Below are 19,601 nucleotides of genomic sequence, written 5' to 3' on the forward strand. Positions count from 1 at the left end.
GGCCCCACCCCATGGAGGGGGTGGGGAGGTGATCGGGCGGGGGATCGACCGGTCGGGATCACCCCGCCGGCGGCAGTGCTCCAACGAGGCACAAGTCCGGCAAGGCCATGGGAGACGACACTGACACAAGCACGACGGGCATGATCGGCACTCGCCTCGCGCCAGGGTCTGGCACGGGCATCGCCGGTAACCGACCGATGTCGCTGCTGCCCTTCACAACTCAATAGGGGATGCACCAACAAGCGCCGCAGGGTGCGCGCAGAGTGGATGCGCGCCGGGTGGATGCGAGCAGGGCTGCGCCGGGTCTGGTGCGAGGCCGGGGCGGTGATTCGCGCGAGCGTGCGCTCAGGCCGCACCGGATCGCCACAGGTGCTGAAGCGACCGGGACCCAGAGCAATTGGGGCCGGCGTTGCCGCAGTGCGTTTGTGGCTGGTGAGTCGGCGTCCGCCGGGGTCGGCGCGGGTGCAGCTGAGCTGGACGGGTCGCGGATCCCGGCCGAAACGGGTCTGGGTCGGTGCGGAAGCTGGTGCGCGAGCGTGCGCTGAAGTGCTGAGACCGAACCGCCGCGCCTGCCGAAGCGGCAGGGACGGAGCGGGATCGGTCCCGCGCCTCCCGAGTGCGCTGGGGCCAGGCGGCCGTGGTTCACAGGGACCACCCGAGGCGAGGGGCGATCGGAGCGATCGCCGCTCGCCAGTGCTGGCCGGTTCGGCGTCAGACTCGCTGCACGGACGCGGAACGCCAGGCGACACCAGTGCAGCGGACGAGTTGCGGGGATGACGAACGCGCGGGCCTGCCGTGAGGCGTTGCACGCTGCTCTGGCGCGATGTGAAGCGGTGCCGAGCAGTCAATGCCGAGCAAGGATTGCCGGGCCCGGTCACCTCGGGCCAGATCCGGCCAGGGCGCAAAGCGTGATCGTGCCAGCGGCGGACCGAACTCCGTTCGCAGGCGACCGCATCGCGGCCGGCCGAAGCGGACCCGGCCGCGGCAACGCTTCCGGGTGCGGGCGGCTCTCTCCGTCATCGGTGCTGTTGTGGACCTGTGATGGATCGGGACCAGAGTCCTGGAGCGCACCGCAACCGCACACGCATCCGGTCGTCGCCGCCCGATCGAACACCGGCACCGACGAGACCAGGGGTTGACCGGGCACCGGTTCACAGGCCGTGGATGGGGTTGGGCGCCGGCCGAAGCAGTGCCCGGCCACAGCGACGCGCCTTCGTCACGTGCGGCTGAACCCGTCGTCGGTGCCCGTGCGGACTTGGTACGGATCGCGACTCGAGGCTCGGAGCGCGTGCCCGCAGCCGCGCACGTACCCGGTCGTCGCCGTCCGAGCGGACACCGGCCACGACCGGACACTGCCACGGCAACGCCACACCTACAGGGCATGTCCGTGCTCCCGTTCGCACGCAATTGATGCAGTTACGCCGGCCCAGCCAGACCCGGCCACGGCAACCCGCCTCCGGTGCGTGCGGCTCGCTCCGTCATCGGTGCTTTTGGGGACCTGTTTTGGATCGGGACCCGAGCCCCGGCGTGCACCCGCATCACGCACCCACCTGCTCGTCGCCGCCTGATCGAACACCGGCCCCGACGCGACCCGATACGACGAACTCGTCGTCGGCTACCTCGCTACCACCGTCCACGTCGCCAGCCTCAGCAACTGACTCCACGACATCTCGACAGGGCCTGGCCTGGCTTGGCCTGGCCCCCTTGGCAACCGGGGTCCATCCCCGAGGGTCCGGGCGACGGTCGGCGTGCCCCGTCATTGCGGGGCCAGCACTTGGCTCCTGAAGGTGATCGGGGTCGTTCCCGTCCGCTGGGCGAAGAACTTGTTGAAGTTCGTCGGGCTCGAGAAGCCGAGGCGTTCGCCGATGCGGGCGGCCGGGATCGGGGAGCAGGCGAGCATCCGCTTGGCCTCCAGCACCACCCGCCGGTCGATGAACTCCTTCGCGGGCATCCCGACCGCCGCGATCGTGGCGCGCGAGAGCGTCCTGGGGGAGCAGGCGAGGGCCTCGGCATAGTCGCTGAGCGTGCGCGTGTTCGCGAAGTCGCGCTCCACCGCGTCGCGGAAGGCCAGATACACCTCGCCCTGCTCGGGGCCGGCGGGCACGCCCGGCAGGCTCGCGATGCGCAGCACGAGGACCGCGAGCAGGTGCCGCAGCACCTGCCGGCGCGTGTCGGGCGCGAGCCGGTCGGCCGAGTGCTCCCACTGGAGCTGCGTGGTCGCCGCGCGCAACAGCGCGTGGTCCTCGGCCGCGGGGGAGCGGAGCACCGGCGCGTGCGGGTCGTCCGCGCACACGCCGATCGCGGTGTCGGGGTCGAGGCAACCGGTCGTGAACCGGATGACGGTGCCCTCGGCGCGGTCGAGGTCGCCCCACTGCTGCACCTGTCCGGGCCGCGCCCACAGCCACTGCCCCGGGGCGACGGCGTGCTCGCGGAAGTCGACGGCGTGCCGCAGCGCGCCGGAGGTGAGCGTGATGAGGCAGTGCCGGTCGGGCCTGAAGGGCTGCGAGCGGCCGGCGCCGCCGGCGCGCAGCCGCGAGATCGTGACGATCTCGAGCGACGGGGCCGGGGCACCGAACGAGTCGGCGGGGCACTCCGCGGTGGTCGGGAATGCGCGGCCCGTTATGTCATCTTGTCGTGTATTCACCAGCATCGAGCGGTACTTTATCCGTTTTTCCGGTCTCGCGAGGCGACTCCCGGCCATCGGGACGCCCTGGGGACTAGTTCAAATTTGAAGTACGCTGGTGCCCATGACCGAATCCAAGACCGTAGACTTCTGGTTCGACCCCGCCTGCCCCTGGGCCTGGATGACCTCCCGCTGGATCATCGAGGCGTCCAAACTCCGCGACCTCGACGTGCGCTGGAACGTCATGAGCCTCTTCGTGCTCAACGAGCCGAACCTCGACGAGCTCCCCGAGTTCTACCAGGACCTCATGCCGAAGACCCTCCCCGCCGTCCGGGTGGCGACCGCCGTCGCCGAGCAGTACGACAACGAGACCCTCGGCCGCCTCTACACCGCCCTCGGCAACCGGATCCACCTCCGCAAGGAGAAGGACTCCGCGGTGTACATCGCCTCGGCCCTCGAGGCCGTCGGCCTTCCCGCCGAACTCGCCGGGGCCGCCAAGACCGAGGAATGGGACGAGGCCCTGCGCGCCTCGCACCAGCGCGGCATCGACCTGGTCGGCACCGACGTGGGGACCCCGGTCGTCGCGGTCGAGAACGACGAGGGCGTCAAGGTCGGCCTCTTCGGCCCGGTCGTGACCCCCGCCCCGCAGGGCGAGGCCGCGGCGAAGCTGTGGGACGGCGTCTACGCCGTGACCACGACGCCGGGCTTCTACGAGCTCAAGCGCTCGCGCACCGACGGCCCGAACTTCGACAACCTCGTCGACGACCTCTAGGCCGCCCGGCGGACTCCTGTCCAAAGCGGAACGCCCGCAACGCGATCGCGTTGCGGGCGTTCCGTTCGTCGTTCGTCCGGCCTCGGGCCTAGCTGACCTGGGAGAGCCAGGACTGCTCGGTGCCGCCGGAGGACTGCCGGTACGGCGCGAGTTCGCGCTCCCAGTCCAGGCCGAGGAGCTGGTCCAGTCCGGAGCGGAGCGCCTCGGCGCTCGTGGTGGTCGCCAGGAGCGCGCGGATGCGGTCCTCGGCGATCATGATGTCGCCGCTGGCGCTCATCGCGGCGCGGTAGGCGCCGCGGCCGGGGACGTGCATGATCCGCTCGCCGTCGACGCCCGCGCTCGGGTCCTCGGTGACCTCGAAGCGCAGCATCGGCCACTGCGCCAGGGCCTTCGCGAACTCGGCGCCCATGCCGGCGTAACCGGTCCAGGGGCGCTCGGCGCGCATGGTGCCCCGCTCGGCCTCCTGCGGGGACCAGCCCAGCTTCACCGTTCCCTGCCGCGAGGAGCCGCCGGAGCTCTCCAGGACACGCCCGATCGCCCACTCAACGTGCGGGCACACAGCCGGCGGGCTGGAGTGGATGTAGATCACGCCGCGTGTCTGCATCGCGCACCTCCTTGGCAATCGGCGTATCTGAGTACTGGCTCACTCCTTGTGGTCATTTGGCTACGACGTGAAGTCGCCCAACGGGTATCGGCCGGGCCGATGAAGGGATGAACTCGGACCCGGCGCGCTATTCCGCTCTGTTACATACTGACAGCTTCGAAAGCATCGCGCTAGGCTTAAACGGCTCCGGGCGCTCACTTTTTCGATCATTCGATGTGTCACACCTGGTGTATGTGCTAGTGGTCGCACGGCGCACCTGAGCTACACTTGCGCATGACCGGCATACTGTCGGTTTTCTTTTGTGGTCCAACCCAGGTTCAGTGCCAGTCCTTCGGCTGCTCTCTTCCTGCGTGAGGCCGAAAGTTCGTCTACACGACATGGTGAGGAGACCGGCGTGGCAGCCAACACTTCCAAGACAGCACGCGCTTCCGTCAAGGCCGGCCAGGGCAAGGGCACCGCGGGCCTCAGCGTCCTCGGCGAGTTCAAGTACCTGATCCCGCTCAACGGCGGCAAGCACGTCTACCTGCGCAACCTGACCACCGGCAAGACCCTGCACCTCGCCACCGGCTCCGAGGCGTTCACCGAGGCCCTCAAGGGCCTGGCCGCCGCCGGCCACGGTGAGAAGCTCAAGGCCGAGATCGAGGGCCTCGCGGCCAAGCTCCCCGAGCAGGGCTGGGACACCACCCTCAAGAACCTCGAAGAGGCCGGCGTCTTCTCCGCCGAGGCCGTCGCCGCTTAGGTTTCGCACCAGCGACAGCCGCGCTCCATGCCCCTCCGGGCGTGGGGCGCTTTTCTCATGCCCGCGGGAATTGGTCGATCAAATGTTCGACACCGCTTTTCGTCGGTCTTATCTGCAACTGCGGAATGCATTCCCCGATTGGGTACGCGGAGTGGAGCGGCTCACCCGATCGGCCGAACCGATCGGGCAATCGGTCAATCCCCGAGATCGCCGGTGCACACCGGTTCGGACATCGGCACCCGGTCCACCGACCAGAGCGCGCTCACCTGGAAGCAGTACTCCTGGTCCGGACTGAACCCGCCGGTCGTGAACTCGGTCTCGAGCGTGCCCTCGGTGTTGAGCGCCTCGGCCTTCTCGTCGCCCACGCGCTGCGCGAATACGATGTACCGCAACGTGTCCGTGGCGCCCTCGGGCGCGTCCCACGCGAGGGTCACCTCGCCCTCGTTCCACGACTCGATCGTCAGGCCCGTCGGCGCGCCCTGGCCGTCCGTGTTCGCCTGGTCGAGGTCGTCGCCGTCCTTGTTCGGCATGAGCAGCCACAGCCACAAGGTCATGACGAGTCCGAGCACGACCGAGATCGCCAGCCCCAGGTACACGTACCCCTTGAGGCTCCGCCCGTCCGCCTGCTTCGGCTGGGACGGCTTGGAGGGCTTGTACGCCTTGGTCTTGCGCTGCTTCGCGCCGTCCCGGCCGATCACCGGCGGCGCGAACACCTGCGGTTCGGGCTGCGCGGGCGCCGGCGGAGCCTGCTGCACCGCCCACGGGGACGGCGGCGGCTGCATGCTCACCGGCGCCTGCGGCGGCGCCGAGTACGGCGCCACCGACGCCGGGGCGCCGGAGAACGGGGCCGCTGACATCGGTGCGCCCGAGAACGGCGCCGCCGAGACCGGCGGCGCCCCCGTCTGCCCGTTCAACTGCGCGTAGCGCGGATCGACCGCATGCCCGAGCTGCGCACCGAACCCGCCCGTGCCGCCGCCGGTCATCCCTCCGGCGGTCGAACCGAGCGTGTTCCCGTACTCCGAGTGCGGCATCGGCGGCACGACGGGCGCGAACGGGTCGAGCGGCACCCGCGTCCCCCGCGAGGCCACCTCGGGCCGGTAGACCGTCTCCTCGTTCGAGACGTCCCCGATCACCGACGGGGCCGGGGCCTTGCCGATCCCGCCGCCGTACATCCCGCGCTGGAGCTCCTCGGCGAACGCCTCGCACGAGGCCGGGCGCCGCGCCGGATCCCGCGAGAGGCTCCGCACGAGCAGGTTCTCGAGCCACTCGGGGACGTCGTCGCGGGGGATCTTCGGCGGGGGCGCGTCGGAGGTGACCCGCTGGCGGTGCGTGTCGGGGTCGGTGCCGCCCTCGGGGTTCGCGAACGGCGCGAACCCGGCGAGGAGGTGCCACATGCTGGACGCGAGGCTGAACAGGTCGCTCGCGGGCGTCTGGGCCTGCCGCAGCAGCGCCTCCGGCGACGCGTGGAGCGGGGTGAGTTTGTCGATCGCGGCCGTCGCGGCGAGGGCCGCCGGGGTCCGCGCGATCCCGAAGTCGGCGAGCGCCGGACCGTACTGGCCGCGGAGGATGTTCTGGGGCTTCACGTCCCGGTGCAGGATGTCCGCCTGGTGGGCGGCCTGGAGCGCCTGGCCGATCTTGACGCCGACGTCGATGACGTCGGGGACCGGGAGCGGGCCGTTCGCCTTGAGGATCGCCGAGTACGAGCCGCCCTCGCAGTACTCCATGACGATGAACGGCTGCCCGGCGTCGGTGTGCCCGGTGTCGATGATCGAGACGATGTGCGGGTGGTTCGAGACCGCGACGGTCGCCTCGAGCTCCTTCTCGACCGAGTCGGCGGTGGTCATGTCGTCGTCGACGAGCAGGACCTTGACGGCCACGGTCCGGTCCAGCCGCTCCTGGACGGCGCGGTAGACGAACGCGGTCGACCCGTGCGCGACCATCTCGAAGTCGCGGAACCCGGGGATGGCCGGATGGAAGGAAGGAGTGGGGAGGCTCAAGGCGGGGGCTCTCTTCCGGGGACGGTGATCCCGTCCAGATTAGCCCCCGCCTTGAAACCTTCTCAGATGCGTCCGGCCTGCCCGTTCAGCAGGTTCGCGACCCGGATGAGGCCCAGGTGCGAGTACGCCTGCGGGTGGTTGCCCAGGCCGCGCTCGGCGATCGGGTCCCACTGCTCGGGCAGCAGCCCGGTCGGGCCCGCGCACGCGAGGATCTGCTCGAACAGCTCCTCGGCGTCCGTGCGGCGGTCGACCTGGAGGTACGCCTCGGCGAGCCACGCGGCGCAGATGATGAACCCGCCCTCGGTGCCCGGCAGGCCGTCGTCGCGGTGGTAGCGGTAGACCGTCGGGCCCGAGCGCAGGCCGGCCTCGATCTTGAGGACGGTGCGCAGGTACCGCGGGTCGTCGGGCGGGAGCAGGCCCGAGAGGCCGATCCACAGCGACGCGGCGTCGAGGTCGTCGTGCCCGTACGCGGCCGTGTAGGCCCCGATCTCGTCGTTCCAGCCCAGCTCGAGCACGTTCTTCGCGATCTGGTCGCGCAGCTCGGGCCACTCGGGCTTGTACTCCATGCCGAACTGCTCGGCGATCTTCAGCGCCCGGTCCACGGTCACCCAGCACATGACCTTCGAGTAGACGTGGTGCCGCGGGGCCTGGCGGGCCTCCCAGATGCCGTGGTCGGGCTCGTGCCAGCGCTTGGCGACGGCCTCGACCATGTTCGCCATGACCCGCTCCTCGAAGTCCGAGAGGTGCCCGCGGCGCTGGGCGACGGCCTCGATGAGCATCGCGACCGGGCCGAACACGTCGAGCTGGACCTGGTTCGACGCGGCGTTGTTGATGCGCACCGGCCGCGCCCCGGCGTACCCGGGCAGCGTGTCGATGATCGCCTCGGGGCTCGGCGGCTGGCCCTCGATGTCGTAGAGCGGCGCGAGGCGCTCGGGGTGCCCGGCGGTGCGCTCGATGATCCCGGCGACCCACGCGAAGTACGACTCGGCCTCCTGGAGCGAGCCGAGGTCGACGAGCGCGTTCGCGGTCATCGCGGCGTCGCGGATCCAGCAGAACCGGTAGTCCCAGTTACGGACGCCGCCGAGCTCCTCGGGCAGCGAGGTGGTGCCGGCGGCGAGGATCGCGCCGGTGGGCTGGTAGCACAGGGCCTTGAGCGTCAGGGCCGAGCGCGAGACCGTCTCGGACTCGATGCGCGGCAGCTTCAGCGAGTCCGACCAGTTGCGCCAGCCGGCCTCGGTGGTGCGGCGGCGCACGTGGACGGGCGGGCGCCACTCGCCGAGGTCGTCCATGCCGGCGCGCATCTCGAGCACCAGGGACCCGCCGATCTGGGCGAGGTCGACCGTGGCCACGGCCAGCGAGTGCTGGCCGTCGTACTCGATGTGCCATTCGACGCCCGGCGACCGCAGGCTGATCGGCTCGCGCCCGCCGAGGACCTTCAGGCCGTCGTCGCCGACGGGCTGGAGCTGCACGGGGAGCTGCCCGAACTCCGGGCGCGGCGCGAACGTGATCCTGACGGGGATCTCGCCGGTGATCTCGCGGACGAGCACCGTGGCGTTGAGGTCGCCGCGGCGGCGGGGCGTCGAGTCGAGCCAGTCGGTGACCGACAGGCCCGACCAGCGGGTCTCGACGGTCATCGTCCCGGCCACGTACCGCTGGCCGAGCGGGATGCCCGCGTTGACCGGCTGCACGGTGAAGTGGCCGGCGTGGTCGCCGCCGAGGAGGTCGGCGAAGACCGAGCCGGAGTCGGGCTTGGGGTGGCACATCCACGTGACGCGGCCGTCGGGGGTCAGCAGCGCGTGGTTGGCGCCGTCGGCGATCATCGCGTGCCGCTCGATGAGCTGCGCGGACTCGCCCTGGAGCCAGGCGCGGCGGGTGTCGACCAGGCGCGCGAGGAGCTTCGCGACCTCTTCGGGGTCGGAGATCCGGTAGGCGGCGCGGGTCGGGCCGGGCCCGACCCGGACGCCGACGTCGGGGCCGTGGAGGTGCGCGAACGCGTTCTCGTCGGTGACGTCGTCGCCCAGGAACAGGACTGCGGACGCGCCGAGCTGGTGCCGGAGCTGGTCCAGGGCGTCGCCCTTGTGGGTCGCGACCACCGACAGGTCGATGACCGCCTTGCCCTCGGTGGTCTGGACGCCGTCCCAGGTCGAGGGGCCTTCCCGGACGTCCTCGACGGCCTGGAGCGCGGCAGCCTCGGTGGCTTCGCGCACGTGCAGTGCGGCGCCGGCGGGTTTGGGCTCCACCCGGGCGCCCTCGTAGCGTTCGGCGATCGCGGACAGCTCGGCGACGAGCTTGTCGCGCAACCGCTGGTCCTCGCTGGAGAGCGCCCGGGTGAAGCCGATGTCGAACTCGGATCCGTGGGATCCGACCAGGTGCACTTCGGAAGGCAGGCGGGACAGGGCCGCCAGGTCGCGCAGGGCGCGACCCGAGATGACTGCGACCTTGGTCTGCGGCAGGTTCGCGAGCGTCCGCAGGGCCGACACCGATTCGGGGATCGGTTTGGCCTGCGAGGGATCGGTCACAATGGGAGCGAGCGTGCCGTCGTAGTCGCACGCGATCAGCAGCTGCGGAACGCGGGCGAGCAGAGTGAGGGCCGAGCGGAGCTCTTCAGAGGAGCCGGGGCCCTCTGGAGCACGGCCCTCTGGGCTTGGTGCGGTCATCGTGGCGTATCTCTCCAACACCGTCGTTGTGGAATCTGTGTGCCTACCGGCCCCTGCCTGCCGTTTTCAGTCGGCGGAGGGCAGGCTGCCCGGATCATACGCCGCGCTGCGCTCCGGAACACCCAGCGCCGTAAGGAAGCTGCGCGCCCAACGGGAGACATCGTGCTTGCGCAGGTACCGCCTCATGGCGCGCATTCTCTTCATCTTATCGTCGTCGGACGCGGTCGCCGCTGTCACGAATCCGTCTTTCAGGTCTGTCAGATCGTGCGGATTCACCAGGAACGCCTGCCGCAGATCCCCTGCGGCACCGGCGAACTCGCTGAGCACGAGCGCGCCCCGGTTGTCGATCCGGCTCGCGACGTACTCCTTCGCGACGAGGTTCATACCGTCGCGCAGCGGTGTCACGGCCATCACGTCGGCCGCCTGGTACAGGGCCGACAGCTCGAACCGGTCGAACGACTGGTGCAGGTAGTGCACGGCCGGGAGCCCGACCTGGCCGTACTCGCCGTTGATCCGCCCGACCTCCCGCTCGACCCGCTCGCGCAGGGCGATGTACTGGTCGACGCGCTCGCGGCTGGGGGTCGCGACCTGGATCATGACCACCCGCGGCACCTCGAACCGGCCGTCCTCCAAGAGCTCGCGGAACGCCTTCAGGCGCTGTTCGATGCCCTTGGTGTAGTCGAGCCGGTCGACGCCGAGGATGATCGTCTCCGGTTCGCCGAGTTCGGCCCTGATCTCCTTGGCGCGCTGGCGGACCCGCTCGGTGTTCGCCACTTCTTCGTTCGAGGCGGTGTCGATGGAGATGGGGAAGGCGTCGGCCCTGACGAGGCGGTTCGGGCGGGGGATCGACCGGTCGGGATCACCCCGCCGGCGGCAGTGCTCCAACGAGGCACAAGTCCGGCAAGGCCATGGGAGACGACACTGACACAAGCACGACGGGCATGATCGGCACTCGCCTCGCGCCAGGGTCTGGCACGGGCATCGCCGGTAACCGACCGATGTCGCTGCTGCCCTTCACAACTCAATAGGGGATGCACCAACAAGCGCCGCAGGGTGCGCGCAGAGTGGATGCGCGCCGGGTGGATGCGAGCAGGGCTGCGCCGGGTCTGGTGCGAGGCCGGGGCGGTGATTCGCGCGAGCGTGCGCTCAGGCCGCACCGGATCGCCACAGGTGCTGAAGCGACCGGGACCCAGAGCAATTGGGGCCGGCGTTGCCGCAGTGCGTTTGTGGCTGGTGAGTCGGCGTCCGCCGGGGTCGGCGCGGGTGCAGCTGAGCTGGACGGGTCGCGGATCCCGGCCGAAACGGGTCTGGGTCGGTGCGGAAGCTGGTGCGCGAGCGTGCGCTGAAGTGCTGAGACCGAACCGCCGCGCCTGCCGAAGCGGCAGGGACGGAGCGGGATCGGTCCCGCGCCTCCCGAGTGCGCTGGGGCCAGGCGGCCGTGGTTCACAGGGACCACCCGAGGCGAGGGGCGATCGGAGCGATCGCCGCTCGCCAGTGCTGGCCGGTTCGGCGTCAGACTCGCTGCACGGACGCGGAACGCCAGGCGACACCAGTGCAGCGGACGAGTTGCGGGGATGACGAACGCGCGGGCCTGCCGTGAGGCGTTGCACGCTGCTCTGGCGCGATGTGAAGCGGTGCCGAGCAGTCAATGCCGAGCAAGGATTGCCGGGCCCGGTCACCTCGGGCCAGATCCGGCCAGGGCGCAAAGCGTGATCGTGCCAGCGGCGGACCGAACTCCGTTCGCAGGCGACCGCATCGCGGCCGGCCGAAGCGGACCCGGCCGCGGCAACGCTTCCGGGTGCGGGCGGCTCTCTCCGTCATCGGTGCTGTTGTGGACCTGTGATGGATCGGGACCAGAGTCCTGGAGCGCACCGCAACCGCACACGCATCCGGTCGTCGCCGCCCGATCGAACACCGGCACCGACGAGACCAGGGGTTGACCGGGCACCGGTTCACAGGCCGTGGATGGGGTTGGGCGCCGGCCGAAGCAGTGCCCGGCCACAGCGACGCGCCTTCGTCACGTGCGGCTGAACCCGTCGTCGGTGCCCGTGCGGACTTGGTACGGATCGCGACTCGAGGCTCGGAGCGCGTGCCCGCAGCCGCGCACGTACCCGGTCGTCGCCGTCCGAGCGGACACCGGCCACGACCGGACACTGCCACGGCAACGCCACACCTACAGGGCATGTCCGTGCTCCCGTTCGCACGCAATTGATGCAGTTACGCCGGCCCAGCCAGACCCGGCCACGGCAACCCGCCTCCGGTGCGTGCGGCTCGCTCCGTCATCGGTGCTTTTGGGGACCTGTTTTGGATCGGGACCCGAGCCCCGGCGTGCACCCGCATCACGCACCCACCTGCTCGTCGCCGCCTGATCGAACACCGGCCCCGACGCGACCCGATACGACGAACTCGTCGTCGGCTACCTCGCTACCACCGTCCACGTCGCCAGCCTCAGCAACTGACTCCACGACATCTCGACAGGGCCTGGCCTGGCTTGGCCTGGCCCCCTTGGCAACCGGGGTCCATCCCCGAGGGTCCGGGCGACGGTCGGCGTGCCCCGTCATTGCGGGGCCAGCACTTGGCTCCTGAAGGTGATCGGGGTCGTTCCCGTCCGCTGGGCGAAGAACTTGTTGAAGTTCGTCGGGCTCGAGAAGCCGAGGCGTTCGCCGATGCGGGCGGCCGGGATCGGGGAGCAGGCGAGCATCCGCTTGGCCTCCAGCACCACCCGCCGGTCGATGAACTCCTTCGCGGGCATCCCGACCGCCGCGATCGTGGCGCGCGAGAGCGTCCTGGGGGAGCAGGCGAGGGCCTCGGCATAGTCGCTGAGCGTGCGCGTGTTCGCGAAGTCGCGCTCCACCGCGTCGCGGAAGGCCAGATACACCTCGCCCTGCTCGGGGCCGGCGGGCACGCCCGGCAGGCTCGCGATGCGCAGCACGAGGACCGCGAGCAGGTGCCGCAGCACCTGCCGGCGCGTGTCGGGCGCGAGCCGGTCGGCCGAGTGCTCCCACTGGAGCTGCGTGGTCGCCGCGCGCAACAGCGCGTGGTCCTCGGCCGCGGGGGAGCGGAGCACCGGCGCGTGCGGGTCGTCCGCGCACACGCCGATCGCGGTGTCGGGGTCGAGGCAACCGGTCGTGAACCGGATGACGGTGCCCTCGGCGCGGTCGAGGTCGCCCCACTGCTGCACCTGTCCGGGCCGCGCCCACAGCCACTGCCCCGGGGCGACGGCGTGCTCGCGGAAGTCGACGGCGTGCCGCAGCGCGCCGGAGGTGAGCGTGATGAGGCAGTGCCGGTCGGGCCTGAAGGGCTGCGAGCGGCCGGCGCCGCCGGCGCGCAGCCGCGAGATCGTGACGATCTCGAGCGACGGGGCCGGGGCACCGAACGAGTCGGCGGGGCACTCCGCGGTGGTCGGGAATGCGCGGCCCGTTATGTCATCTTGTCGTGTATTCACCAGCATCGAGCGGTACTTTATCCGTTTTTCCGGTCTCGCGAGGCGACTCCCGGCCATCGGGACGCCCTGGGGACTAGTTCAAATTTGAAGTACGCTGGTGCCCATGACCGAATCCAAGACCGTAGACTTCTGGTTCGACCCCGCCTGCCCCTGGGCCTGGATGACCTCCCGCTGGATCATCGAGGCGTCCAAACTCCGCGACCTCGACGTGCGCTGGAACGTCATGAGCCTCTTCGTGCTCAACGAGCCGAACCTCGACGAGCTCCCCGAGTTCTACCAGGACCTCATGCCGAAGACCCTCCCCGCCGTCCGGGTGGCGACCGCCGTCGCCGAGCAGTACGACAACGAGACCCTCGGCCGCCTCTACACCGCCCTCGGCAACCGGATCCACCTCCGCAAGGAGAAGGACTCCGCGGTGTACATCGCCTCGGCCCTCGAGGCCGTCGGCCTTCCCGCCGAACTCGCCGGGGCCGCCAAGACCGAGGAATGGGACGAGGCCCTGCGCGCCTCGCACCAGCGCGGCATCGACCTGGTCGGCACCGACGTGGGGACCCCGGTCGTCGCGGTCGAGAACGACGAGGGCGTCAAGGTCGGCCTCTTCGGCCCGGTCGTGACCCCCGCCCCGCAGGGCGAGGCCGCGGCGAAGCTGTGGGACGGCGTCTACGCCGTGACCACGACGCCGGGCTTCTACGAGCTCAAGCGCTCGCGCACCGACGGCCCGAACTTCGACAACCTCGTCGACGACCTCTAGGCCGCCCGGCGGACTCCTGTCCAAAGCGGAACGCCCGCAACGCGATCGCGTTGCGGGCGTTCCGTTCGTCGTTCGTCCGGCCTCGGGCCTAGCTGACCTGGGAGAGCCAGGACTGCTCGGTGCCGCCGGAGGACTGCCGGTACGGCGCGAGTTCGCGCTCCCAGTCCAGGCCGAGGAGCTGGTCCAGTCCGGAGCGGAGCGCCTCGGCGCTCGTGGTGGTCGCCAGGAGCGCGCGGATGCGGTCCTCGGCGATCATGATGTCGCCGCTGGCGCTCATCGCGGCGCGGTAGGCGCCGCGGCCGGGGACGTGCATGATCCGCTCGCCGTCGACGCCCGCGCTCGGGTCCTCGGTGACCTCGAAGCGCAGCATCGGCCACTGCGCCAGGGCCTTCGCGAACTCGGCGCCCATGCCGGCGTAACCGGTCCAGGGGCGCTCGGCGCGCATGGTGCCCCGCTCGGCCTCCTGCGGGGACCAGCCCAGCTTCACCGTTCCCTGCCGCGAGGAGCCGCCGGAGCTCTCCAGGACACGCCCGATCGCCCACTCAACGTGCGGGCACACAGCCGGCGGGCTGGAGTGGATGTAGATCACGCCGCGTGTCTGCATCGCGCACCTCCTTGGCAATCGGCGTATCTGAGTACTGGCTCACTCCTTGTGGTCATTTGGCTACGACGTGAAGTCGCCCAACGGGTATCGGCCGGGCCGATGAAGGGATGAACTCGGACCCGGCGCGCTATTCCGCTCTGTTACATACTGACAGCTTCGAAAGCATCGCGCTAGGCTTAAACGGCTCCGGGCGCTCACTTTTTCGATCATTCGATGTGTCACACCTGGTGTATGTGCTAGTGGTCGCACGGCGCACCTGAGCTACACTTGCGCATGACCGGCATACTGTCGGTTTTCTTTTGTGGTCCAACCCAGGTTCAGTGCCAGTCCTTCGGCTGCTCTCTTCCTGCGTGAGGCCGAAAGTTCGTCTACACGACATGGTGAGGAGACCGGCGTGGCAGCCAACACTTCCAAGACAGCACGCGCTTCCGTCAAGGCCGGCCAGGGCAAGGGCACCGCGGGCCTCAGCGTCCTCGGCGAGTTCAAGTACCTGATCCCGCTCAACGGCGGCAAGCACGTCTACCTGCGCAACCTGACCACCGGCAAGACCCTGCACCTCGCCACCGGCTCCGAGGCGTTCACCGAGGCCCTCAAGGGCCTGGCCGCCGCCGGCCACGGTGAGAAGCTCAAGGCCGAGATCGAGGGCCTCGCGGCCAAGCTCCCCGAGCAGGGCTGGGACACCACCCTCAAGAACCTCGAAGAGGCCGGCGTCTTCTCCGCCGAGGCCGTCGCCGCTTAGGTTTCGCACCAGCGACAGCCGCGCTCCATGCCCCTCCGGGCGTGGGGCGCTTTTCTCATGCCCGCGGGAATTGGTCGATCAAATGTTCGACACCGCTTTTCGTCGGTCTTATCTGCAACTGCGGAATGCATTCCCCGATTGGGTACGCGGAGTGGAGCGGCTCACCCGATCGGCCGAACCGATCGGGCAATCGGTCAATCCCCGAGATCGCCGGTGCACACCGGTTCGGACATCGGCACCCGGTCCACCGACCAGAGCGCGCTCACCTGGAAGCAGTACTCCTGGTCCGGACTGAACCCGCCGGTCGTGAACTCGGTCTCGAGCGTGCCCTCGGTGTTGAGCGCCTCGGCCTTCTCGTCGCCCACGCGCTGCGCGAATACGATGTACCGCAACGTGTCCGTGGCGCCCTCGGGCGCGTCCCACGCGAGGGTCACCTCGCCCTCGTTCCACGACTCGATCGTCAGGCCCGTCGGCGCGCCCTGGCCGTCCGTGTTCGCCTGGTCGAGGTCGTCGCCGTCCTTGTTCGGCATGAGCAGCCACAGCCACAAGGTCATGACGAGTCCGAGCACGACCGAGATCGCCAGCCCCAGGTACACGTACCCCTTGAGGCTCCGCCCGTCCGCCTGCTTCGGCTGGGACGGCTTGGAGGGCTTGTACGCCTTGGTCTTGCGCTGCTTCGCGCCGTCCCGGCCGATCACCGGCGGCGCGAACACCTGCGGTTCGGGCTGCGCGGGCGCCGGCGGAGCCTGCTGCACCGCCCACGGGGACGGCGGCGGCTGCATGCTCACCGGCGCCTGCGGCGGCGCCGAGTACGGCGCCACCGACGCCGGGGCGCCGGAGAACGGGGCCGCTGACATCGGTGCGCCCGAGAACGGCGCCGCCGAGACCGGCGGCGCCCCCGTCTGCCCGTTCAACTGCGCGTAGCGCGGATCGACCGCATGCCCGAGCTGCGCACCGAACCCGCCCGTGCCGCCGCCGGTCATCCCTCCGGCGGTCGAACCGAGCGTGTTCCCGTACTCCGAGTGCGGCATCGGCGGCACGACGGGCGCGAACGGGTCGAGCGGCACCCGCGTCCCCCGCGAGGCCACCTCGGGCCGGTAGACCGTCTCCTCGTTCGAGACGTCCCCGATCACCGACGGGGCCGGGGCCTTGCCGATCCCGCCGCCGTACATCCCGCGCTGGAGCTCCTCGGCGAACGCCTCGCACGAGGCCGGGCGCCGCGCCGGATCCCGCGAGAGGCTCCGCACGAGCAGGTTCTCGAGCCACTCGGGGACGTCGTCGCGGGGGATCTTCGGCGGGGGCGCGTCGGAGGTGACCCGCTGGCGGTGCGTGTCGGGGTCGGTGCCGCCCTCGGGGTTCGCGAACGGCGCGAACCCGGCGAGGAGGTGCCACATGCTGGACGCGAGGCTGAACAGGTCGCTCGCGGGCGTCTGGGCCTGCCGCAGCAGCGCCTCCGGCGACGCGTGGAGCGGGGTGAGTTTGTCGATCGCGGCCGTCGCGGCGAGGGCCGCCGGGGTCCGCGCGATCCCGAAGTCGGCGAGCGCCGGACCGTACTGGCCGCGGAGGATGTTCTGGGGCTTCACGTCCCGGTGCAGGATGTCCGCCTGGTGGGCGGCCTGGAGCGCCTGGCCGATCTTGACGCCGACGTCGATGACGTCGGGGACCGGGAGCGGGCCGTTCGCCTTGAGGATCGCCGAGTACGAGCCGCCCTCGCAGTACTCCATGACGATGAACGGCTGCCCGGCGTCGGTGTGCCCGGTGTCGATGATCGAGACGATGTGCGGGTGGTTCGAGACCGCGACGGTCGCCTCGAGCTCCTTCTCGACCGAGTCGGCGGTGGTCATGTCGTCGTCGACGAGCAGGACCTTGACGGCCACGGTCCGGTCCAGCCGCTCCTGGACGGCGCGGTAGACGAACGCGGTCGACCCGTGCGCGACCATCTCGAAGTCGCGGAACCCGGGGATGGCCGGATGGAAGGAAGGAGTGGGGAGGCTCAAGGCGGGGGCTCTCTTCCGGGGACGGTGATCCCGTCCAGATTAGCCCCCGCCTTGAAACCTTCTCAGATGCGTCCGGCCTGCCCGTTCAGCAGGTTCGCGACCCGGATGAGGCCCAGGTGCGAGTACGCCTGCGGGTGGTTGCCCAGGCCGCGCTCGGCGATCGGGTCCCACTGCTCGGGCAGCAGCCCGGTCGGGCCCGCGCACGCGAGGATCTGCTCGAACAGCTCCTCGGCGTCCGTGCGGCGGTCGACCTGGAGGTACGCCTCGGCGAGCCACGCGGCGCAGATGATGAACCCGCCCTCGGTGCCCGGCAGGCCGTCGTCGCGGTGGTAGCGGTAGACCGTCGGGCCCGAGCGCAGGCCGGCCTCGATCTTGAGGACGGTGCGCAGGTACCGCGGGTCGTCGGGCGGGAGCAGGCCCGAGAGGCCGATCCACAGCGACGCGGCGTCGAGGTCGTCGTGCCCGTACGCGGCCGTGTAGGCCCCGATCTCGTCGTTCCAGCCCAGCTCGAGCACGTTCTTCGCGATCTGGTCGCGCAGCTCGGGCCACTCGGGCTTGTACTCCATGCCGAACTGCTCGGCGATCTTCAGCGCCCGGTCCACGGTCACCCAGCACATGACCTTCGAGTAGACGTGGTGCCGCGGGGCCTGGCGGGCCTCCCAGATGCCGTGGTCGGGCTCGTGCCAGCGCTTGGCGACGGCCTCGACCATGTTCGCCATGACCCGCTCCTCGAAGTCCGAGAGGTGCCCGCGGCGCTGGGCGACGGCCTCGATGAGCATCGCGACCGGGCCGAACACGTCGAGCTGGACCTGGTTCGACGCGGCGTTGTTGATGCGCACCGGCCGCGCCCCGGCGTACCCGGGCAGCGTGTCGATGATCGCCTCGGGGCTCGGCGGCTGGCCCTCGATGTCGTAGAGCGGCGCGAGGCGCTCGGGGTGCCCGGCGGTGCGCTCGATGATCCCGGCGACCCACGCGAAGTACGACTCGGCCTCCTGGAGCGAGCCGAGGTCGACGAGCGCGTTCGCGGTCATCGCGGCGTCGCGGATCCAGCAGAACCGGTAGTCCCAGTTACGGACGCCGCCGAGCTCCTCGGGCAGCGAGGTGGTGCCGGCGGCGAGGATCGCGCCGGTGGGCTGGTAGCACAGGGCCTTGAGCGTCAGGGCCGAGCGCGAGACCGTCTCGGACTCGATGCGCGGCAGCTTCAGCGAGTCCGACCAGTTGCGCCAGCCGGCCTCGGTGGTGCGGCGGCGCACGTGGACGGGCGGGCGCCACTCGCCGAGGTCGTCCATGCCGGCGCGCATCTCGAGCACCAGGGACCCGCCGATCTGGGCGAGGTCGACCGTGGCCACGGCCAGCGAGTGCTGGCCGTCGTACTCGATGTGCCATTCGACGCCCGGCGACCGCAGGCTGATCGGCTCGCGCCCGCCGAGGACCTTCAGGCCGTCGTCGCCGACGGGCTGGAGCTGCACGGGGAGCTGCCCGAACTCCGGGCGCGGCGCGAACGTGATCCTGACGGGGATCTCGCCGGTGATCTCGCGGACGAGCACCGTGGCGTTGAGGTCGCCGCGGCGGCGGGGCGTCGAGTCGAGCCAGTCGGTGACCGACAGGCCCGACCAGCGGGTCTCGACGGTCATCGTCCCGGCCACGTACCGCTGGCCGAGCGGGATGCCCGCGTTGACCGGCTGCACGGTGAAGTGGCCGGCGTGGTCGCCGCCGAGGAGGTCGGCGAAGACCGAGCCGGAGTCGGGCTTGGGGTGGCACATCCACGTGACGCGGCCGTCGGGGGTCAGCAGCGCGTGGTTGGCGCCGTCGGCGATCATCGCGTGCCGCTCGATGAGCTGCGCGGACTCGCCCTGGAGCCAGGCGCGGCGGGTGTCGACCAGGCGCGCGAGGAGCTTCGCGACCTCTTCGGGGTCGGAGATCCGGTAGGCGGCGCGGGTCGGGCCGGGCCCGACCCGGACGCCGACGTCGGGGCCGTGGAGGTGCGCGAACGCGTTCTCGTCGGTGACGTCGTCGCCCAGGAACAGGACTGCGGACGCGCCGAGCTGGTGCCGGAGCTGGTCCAGGGCGTCGCCCTTGTGGGTCGCGACCACCGACAGGTCGATGACCGCCTTGCCCTCGGTGGTCTGGACGCCGTCCCAGGTCGAGGGGCCTTCCCGGACGTCCTCGACGGCCTGGAGCGCGGCAGCCTCGGTGGCTTCGCGCACGTGCAGTGCGGCGCCGGCGGGTTTGGGCTCCACCCGGGCGCCCTCGTAGCGTTCGGCGATCGCGGACAGCTCGGCGACGAGCTTGTCGCGCAACCGCTGGTCCTCGCTGGAGAGCGCCCGGGTGAAGCCGATGTCGAACTCGGATCCGTGGGATCCGACCAGGTGCACTTCGGAAGGCAGGCGGGACAGGGCCGCCAGGTCGCGCAGGGCGCGACCCGAGATGACTGCGACCTTGGTCTGCGGCAGGTTCGCGAGCGTCCGCAGGGCCGACACCGATTCGGGGATCGGTTTGGCCTGCGAGGGATCGGTCACAATGGGAGCGAGCGTGCCGTCGTAGTCGCACGCGATCAGCAGCTGCGGAACGCGGGCGAGCAGAGTGAGGGCCGAGCGGAGCTCTTCAGAGGAGCCGGGGCCCTCTGGAGCACGGCCCTCTGGGCTTGGTGCGGTCATCGTGGCGTATCTCTCC

Annotated in this window: 12 protein-coding genes and 1 pseudogene; 4 read left to right on the plus strand and 9 right to left on the minus strand. The window is 70.6% G+C overall.

Going from position 1 to position 19,601, the window contains the following annotated elements; genetic code table 11:
• Positions 1-1,756: 1,756 nt before the first annotated feature.
• Complete coding sequence (locus GFD30_RS01695) at positions 1,757-2,650, minus strand: helix-turn-helix domain-containing protein (RefSeq protein WP_153023515.1); 894 nt, start codon at positions 2,648-2,650, stop codon at positions 1,757-1,759.
• A 97-nt stretch (positions 2,651-2,747) separates the two neighbouring features.
• Here GFD30_RS01695 and GFD30_RS01700 point away from each other — a divergent pair, with 97 nt between their 5' ends.
• Positions 2,748-3,395, plus strand: a complete 648-nt coding sequence (locus tag GFD30_RS01700; protein WP_153023516.1) for a mycothiol-dependent nitroreductase Rv2466c family protein — start codon at positions 2,748-2,750, stop codon at positions 3,393-3,395.
• 88 nt (positions 3,396-3,483) lie between these two features.
• On the opposite strand, the gene GFD30_RS01705 is transcribed toward GFD30_RS01700, so the two are convergent.
• Entirely contained in the window at positions 3,484-3,999 is a 516-nt protein-coding gene (locus GFD30_RS01705; protein WP_153023517.1) for a DUF3145 family protein, read from the minus strand.
• Positions 4,000-4,393: 394 nt separating this feature from the next.
• Here GFD30_RS01705 and GFD30_RS01710 point away from each other — a divergent pair, with 394 nt between their 5' ends.
• Positions 4,394-4,738 carry a hypothetical protein gene (locus GFD30_RS01710; RefSeq protein WP_227995752.1) on the plus strand — a complete coding sequence of 115 codons (345 nt, stop codon included), beginning with the start codon at positions 4,394-4,396 and terminating at the stop codon, positions 4,736-4,738.
• 194 nt (positions 4,739-4,932) lie between these two features.
• Here GFD30_RS01710 and GFD30_RS01715 read toward each other — a convergent pair whose 3' ends face one another.
• From GFD30_RS01715 to GFD30_RS01730, 4 genes and pseudogenes are all read right to left on the minus strand, one after another.
• On the minus strand, positions 4,933-6,735 hold the full coding sequence (locus tag GFD30_RS01715; RefSeq protein WP_153023518.1) for a protein kinase domain-containing protein: 1,803 nt from the start codon (positions 6,733-6,735) through the stop codon (positions 4,933-4,935).
• Positions 6,736-6,797: 62 nt separating this feature from the next.
• The gene (gene otsB, locus GFD30_RS01720; RefSeq protein WP_153023519.1) at positions 6,798-9,392 is read right to left on the minus strand and encodes a trehalose-phosphatase; all 2,595 of its coding nucleotides are present in this window, start codon (positions 9,390-9,392) and stop codon (positions 6,798-6,800) included.
• 66 nt (positions 9,393-9,458) lie between these two features.
• Positions 9,459-10,244: pseudogene (locus tag GFD30_RS01725) on the minus strand (alpha,alpha-trehalose-phosphate synthase (UDP-forming)); the annotation flags it as partial.
• 1,705 nt (positions 10,245-11,949) lie between these two features.
• Positions 11,950-12,843, minus strand: a complete 894-nt coding sequence (locus GFD30_RS01730) for a helix-turn-helix domain-containing protein (RefSeq protein WP_153023515.1) — start codon at positions 12,841-12,843, stop codon at positions 11,950-11,952.
• A 97-nt stretch (positions 12,844-12,940) separates the two neighbouring features.
• On the opposite strand from GFD30_RS01730, the gene GFD30_RS01735 reads away from it, so the two are divergent.
• The gene (locus tag GFD30_RS01735) at positions 12,941-13,588 is read left to right on the plus strand and encodes a mycothiol-dependent nitroreductase Rv2466c family protein (RefSeq protein WP_153023516.1); all 648 of its coding nucleotides are present in this window, start codon (positions 12,941-12,943) and stop codon (positions 13,586-13,588) included.
• An 88-nt stretch (positions 13,589-13,676) separates the two neighbouring features.
• Here the strand turns inward: GFD30_RS01735 and GFD30_RS01740 are convergent, their stop codons facing one another.
• Complete coding sequence (locus tag GFD30_RS01740) at positions 13,677-14,192, minus strand: DUF3145 family protein (protein ID WP_153023517.1); 516 nt, start codon at positions 14,190-14,192, stop codon at positions 13,677-13,679.
• 394 nt (positions 14,193-14,586) lie between these two features.
• Here GFD30_RS01740 and GFD30_RS01745 point away from each other — a divergent pair, with 394 nt between their 5' ends.
• Complete coding sequence (locus GFD30_RS01745; protein ID WP_227995752.1) at positions 14,587-14,931, plus strand: hypothetical protein; 345 nt, start codon at positions 14,587-14,589, stop codon at positions 14,929-14,931.
• 194 nt (positions 14,932-15,125) lie between these two features.
• On the opposite strand, the gene GFD30_RS01750 is transcribed toward GFD30_RS01745, so the two are convergent.
• Together GFD30_RS01750 and otsB (GFD30_RS01755) are read right to left on the minus strand one after the other, a co-directional pair.
• Entirely contained in the window at positions 15,126-16,928 is a 1,803-nt protein-coding gene (locus GFD30_RS01750) for a protein kinase domain-containing protein (RefSeq protein ID WP_153023518.1), read from the minus strand.
• Between the two features lie 62 nt (positions 16,929-16,990).
• Entirely contained in the window at positions 16,991-19,585 is a 2,595-nt protein-coding gene (gene otsB, locus GFD30_RS01755; RefSeq protein WP_153023519.1) for a trehalose-phosphatase, read from the minus strand.
• Positions 19,586-19,601 lie beyond the last annotated feature (16 nt).

This window comes from Glycomyces albidus, from assembly GCF_009451885.1.
Classification (GTDB): domain Bacteria; phylum Actinomycetota; class Actinomycetes; order Mycobacteriales; family Micromonosporaceae; genus Glycomyces; species Glycomyces albidus.

Coding starts and splice junctions, on each gene's coding strand:
- GFD30_RS01695 (WP_153023515.1), bottom strand. CDS start 2,650: ATGCTGGTGAATACACGACAAGATGACATAACGGGCCGCGCATTCCCG.
- otsB (WP_153023519.1), bottom strand. CDS start 9,392: ATGACCGCACCAAGCCCAGAGGGCCGTGCTCCAGAGGGCCCCGGCTCC.
- GFD30_RS01730 (WP_153023515.1), bottom strand. CDS start 12,843: ATGCTGGTGAATACACGACAAGATGACATAACGGGCCGCGCATTCCCG.
- otsB (WP_153023519.1), bottom strand. CDS start 19,585: ATGACCGCACCAAGCCCAGAGGGCCGTGCTCCAGAGGGCCCCGGCTCC.
- GFD30_RS01735 (WP_153023516.1), top strand. CDS start 12,941: ATGACCGAATCCAAGACCGTAGACTTCTGGTTCGACCCCGCCTGCCCC.
- GFD30_RS01740 (WP_153023517.1), bottom strand. CDS start 14,192: ATGCAGACACGCGGCGTGATCTACATCCACTCCAGCCCGCCGGCTGTG.
- GFD30_RS01705 (WP_153023517.1), bottom strand. CDS start 3,999: ATGCAGACACGCGGCGTGATCTACATCCACTCCAGCCCGCCGGCTGTG.
- GFD30_RS01700 (WP_153023516.1), top strand. CDS start 2,748: ATGACCGAATCCAAGACCGTAGACTTCTGGTTCGACCCCGCCTGCCCC.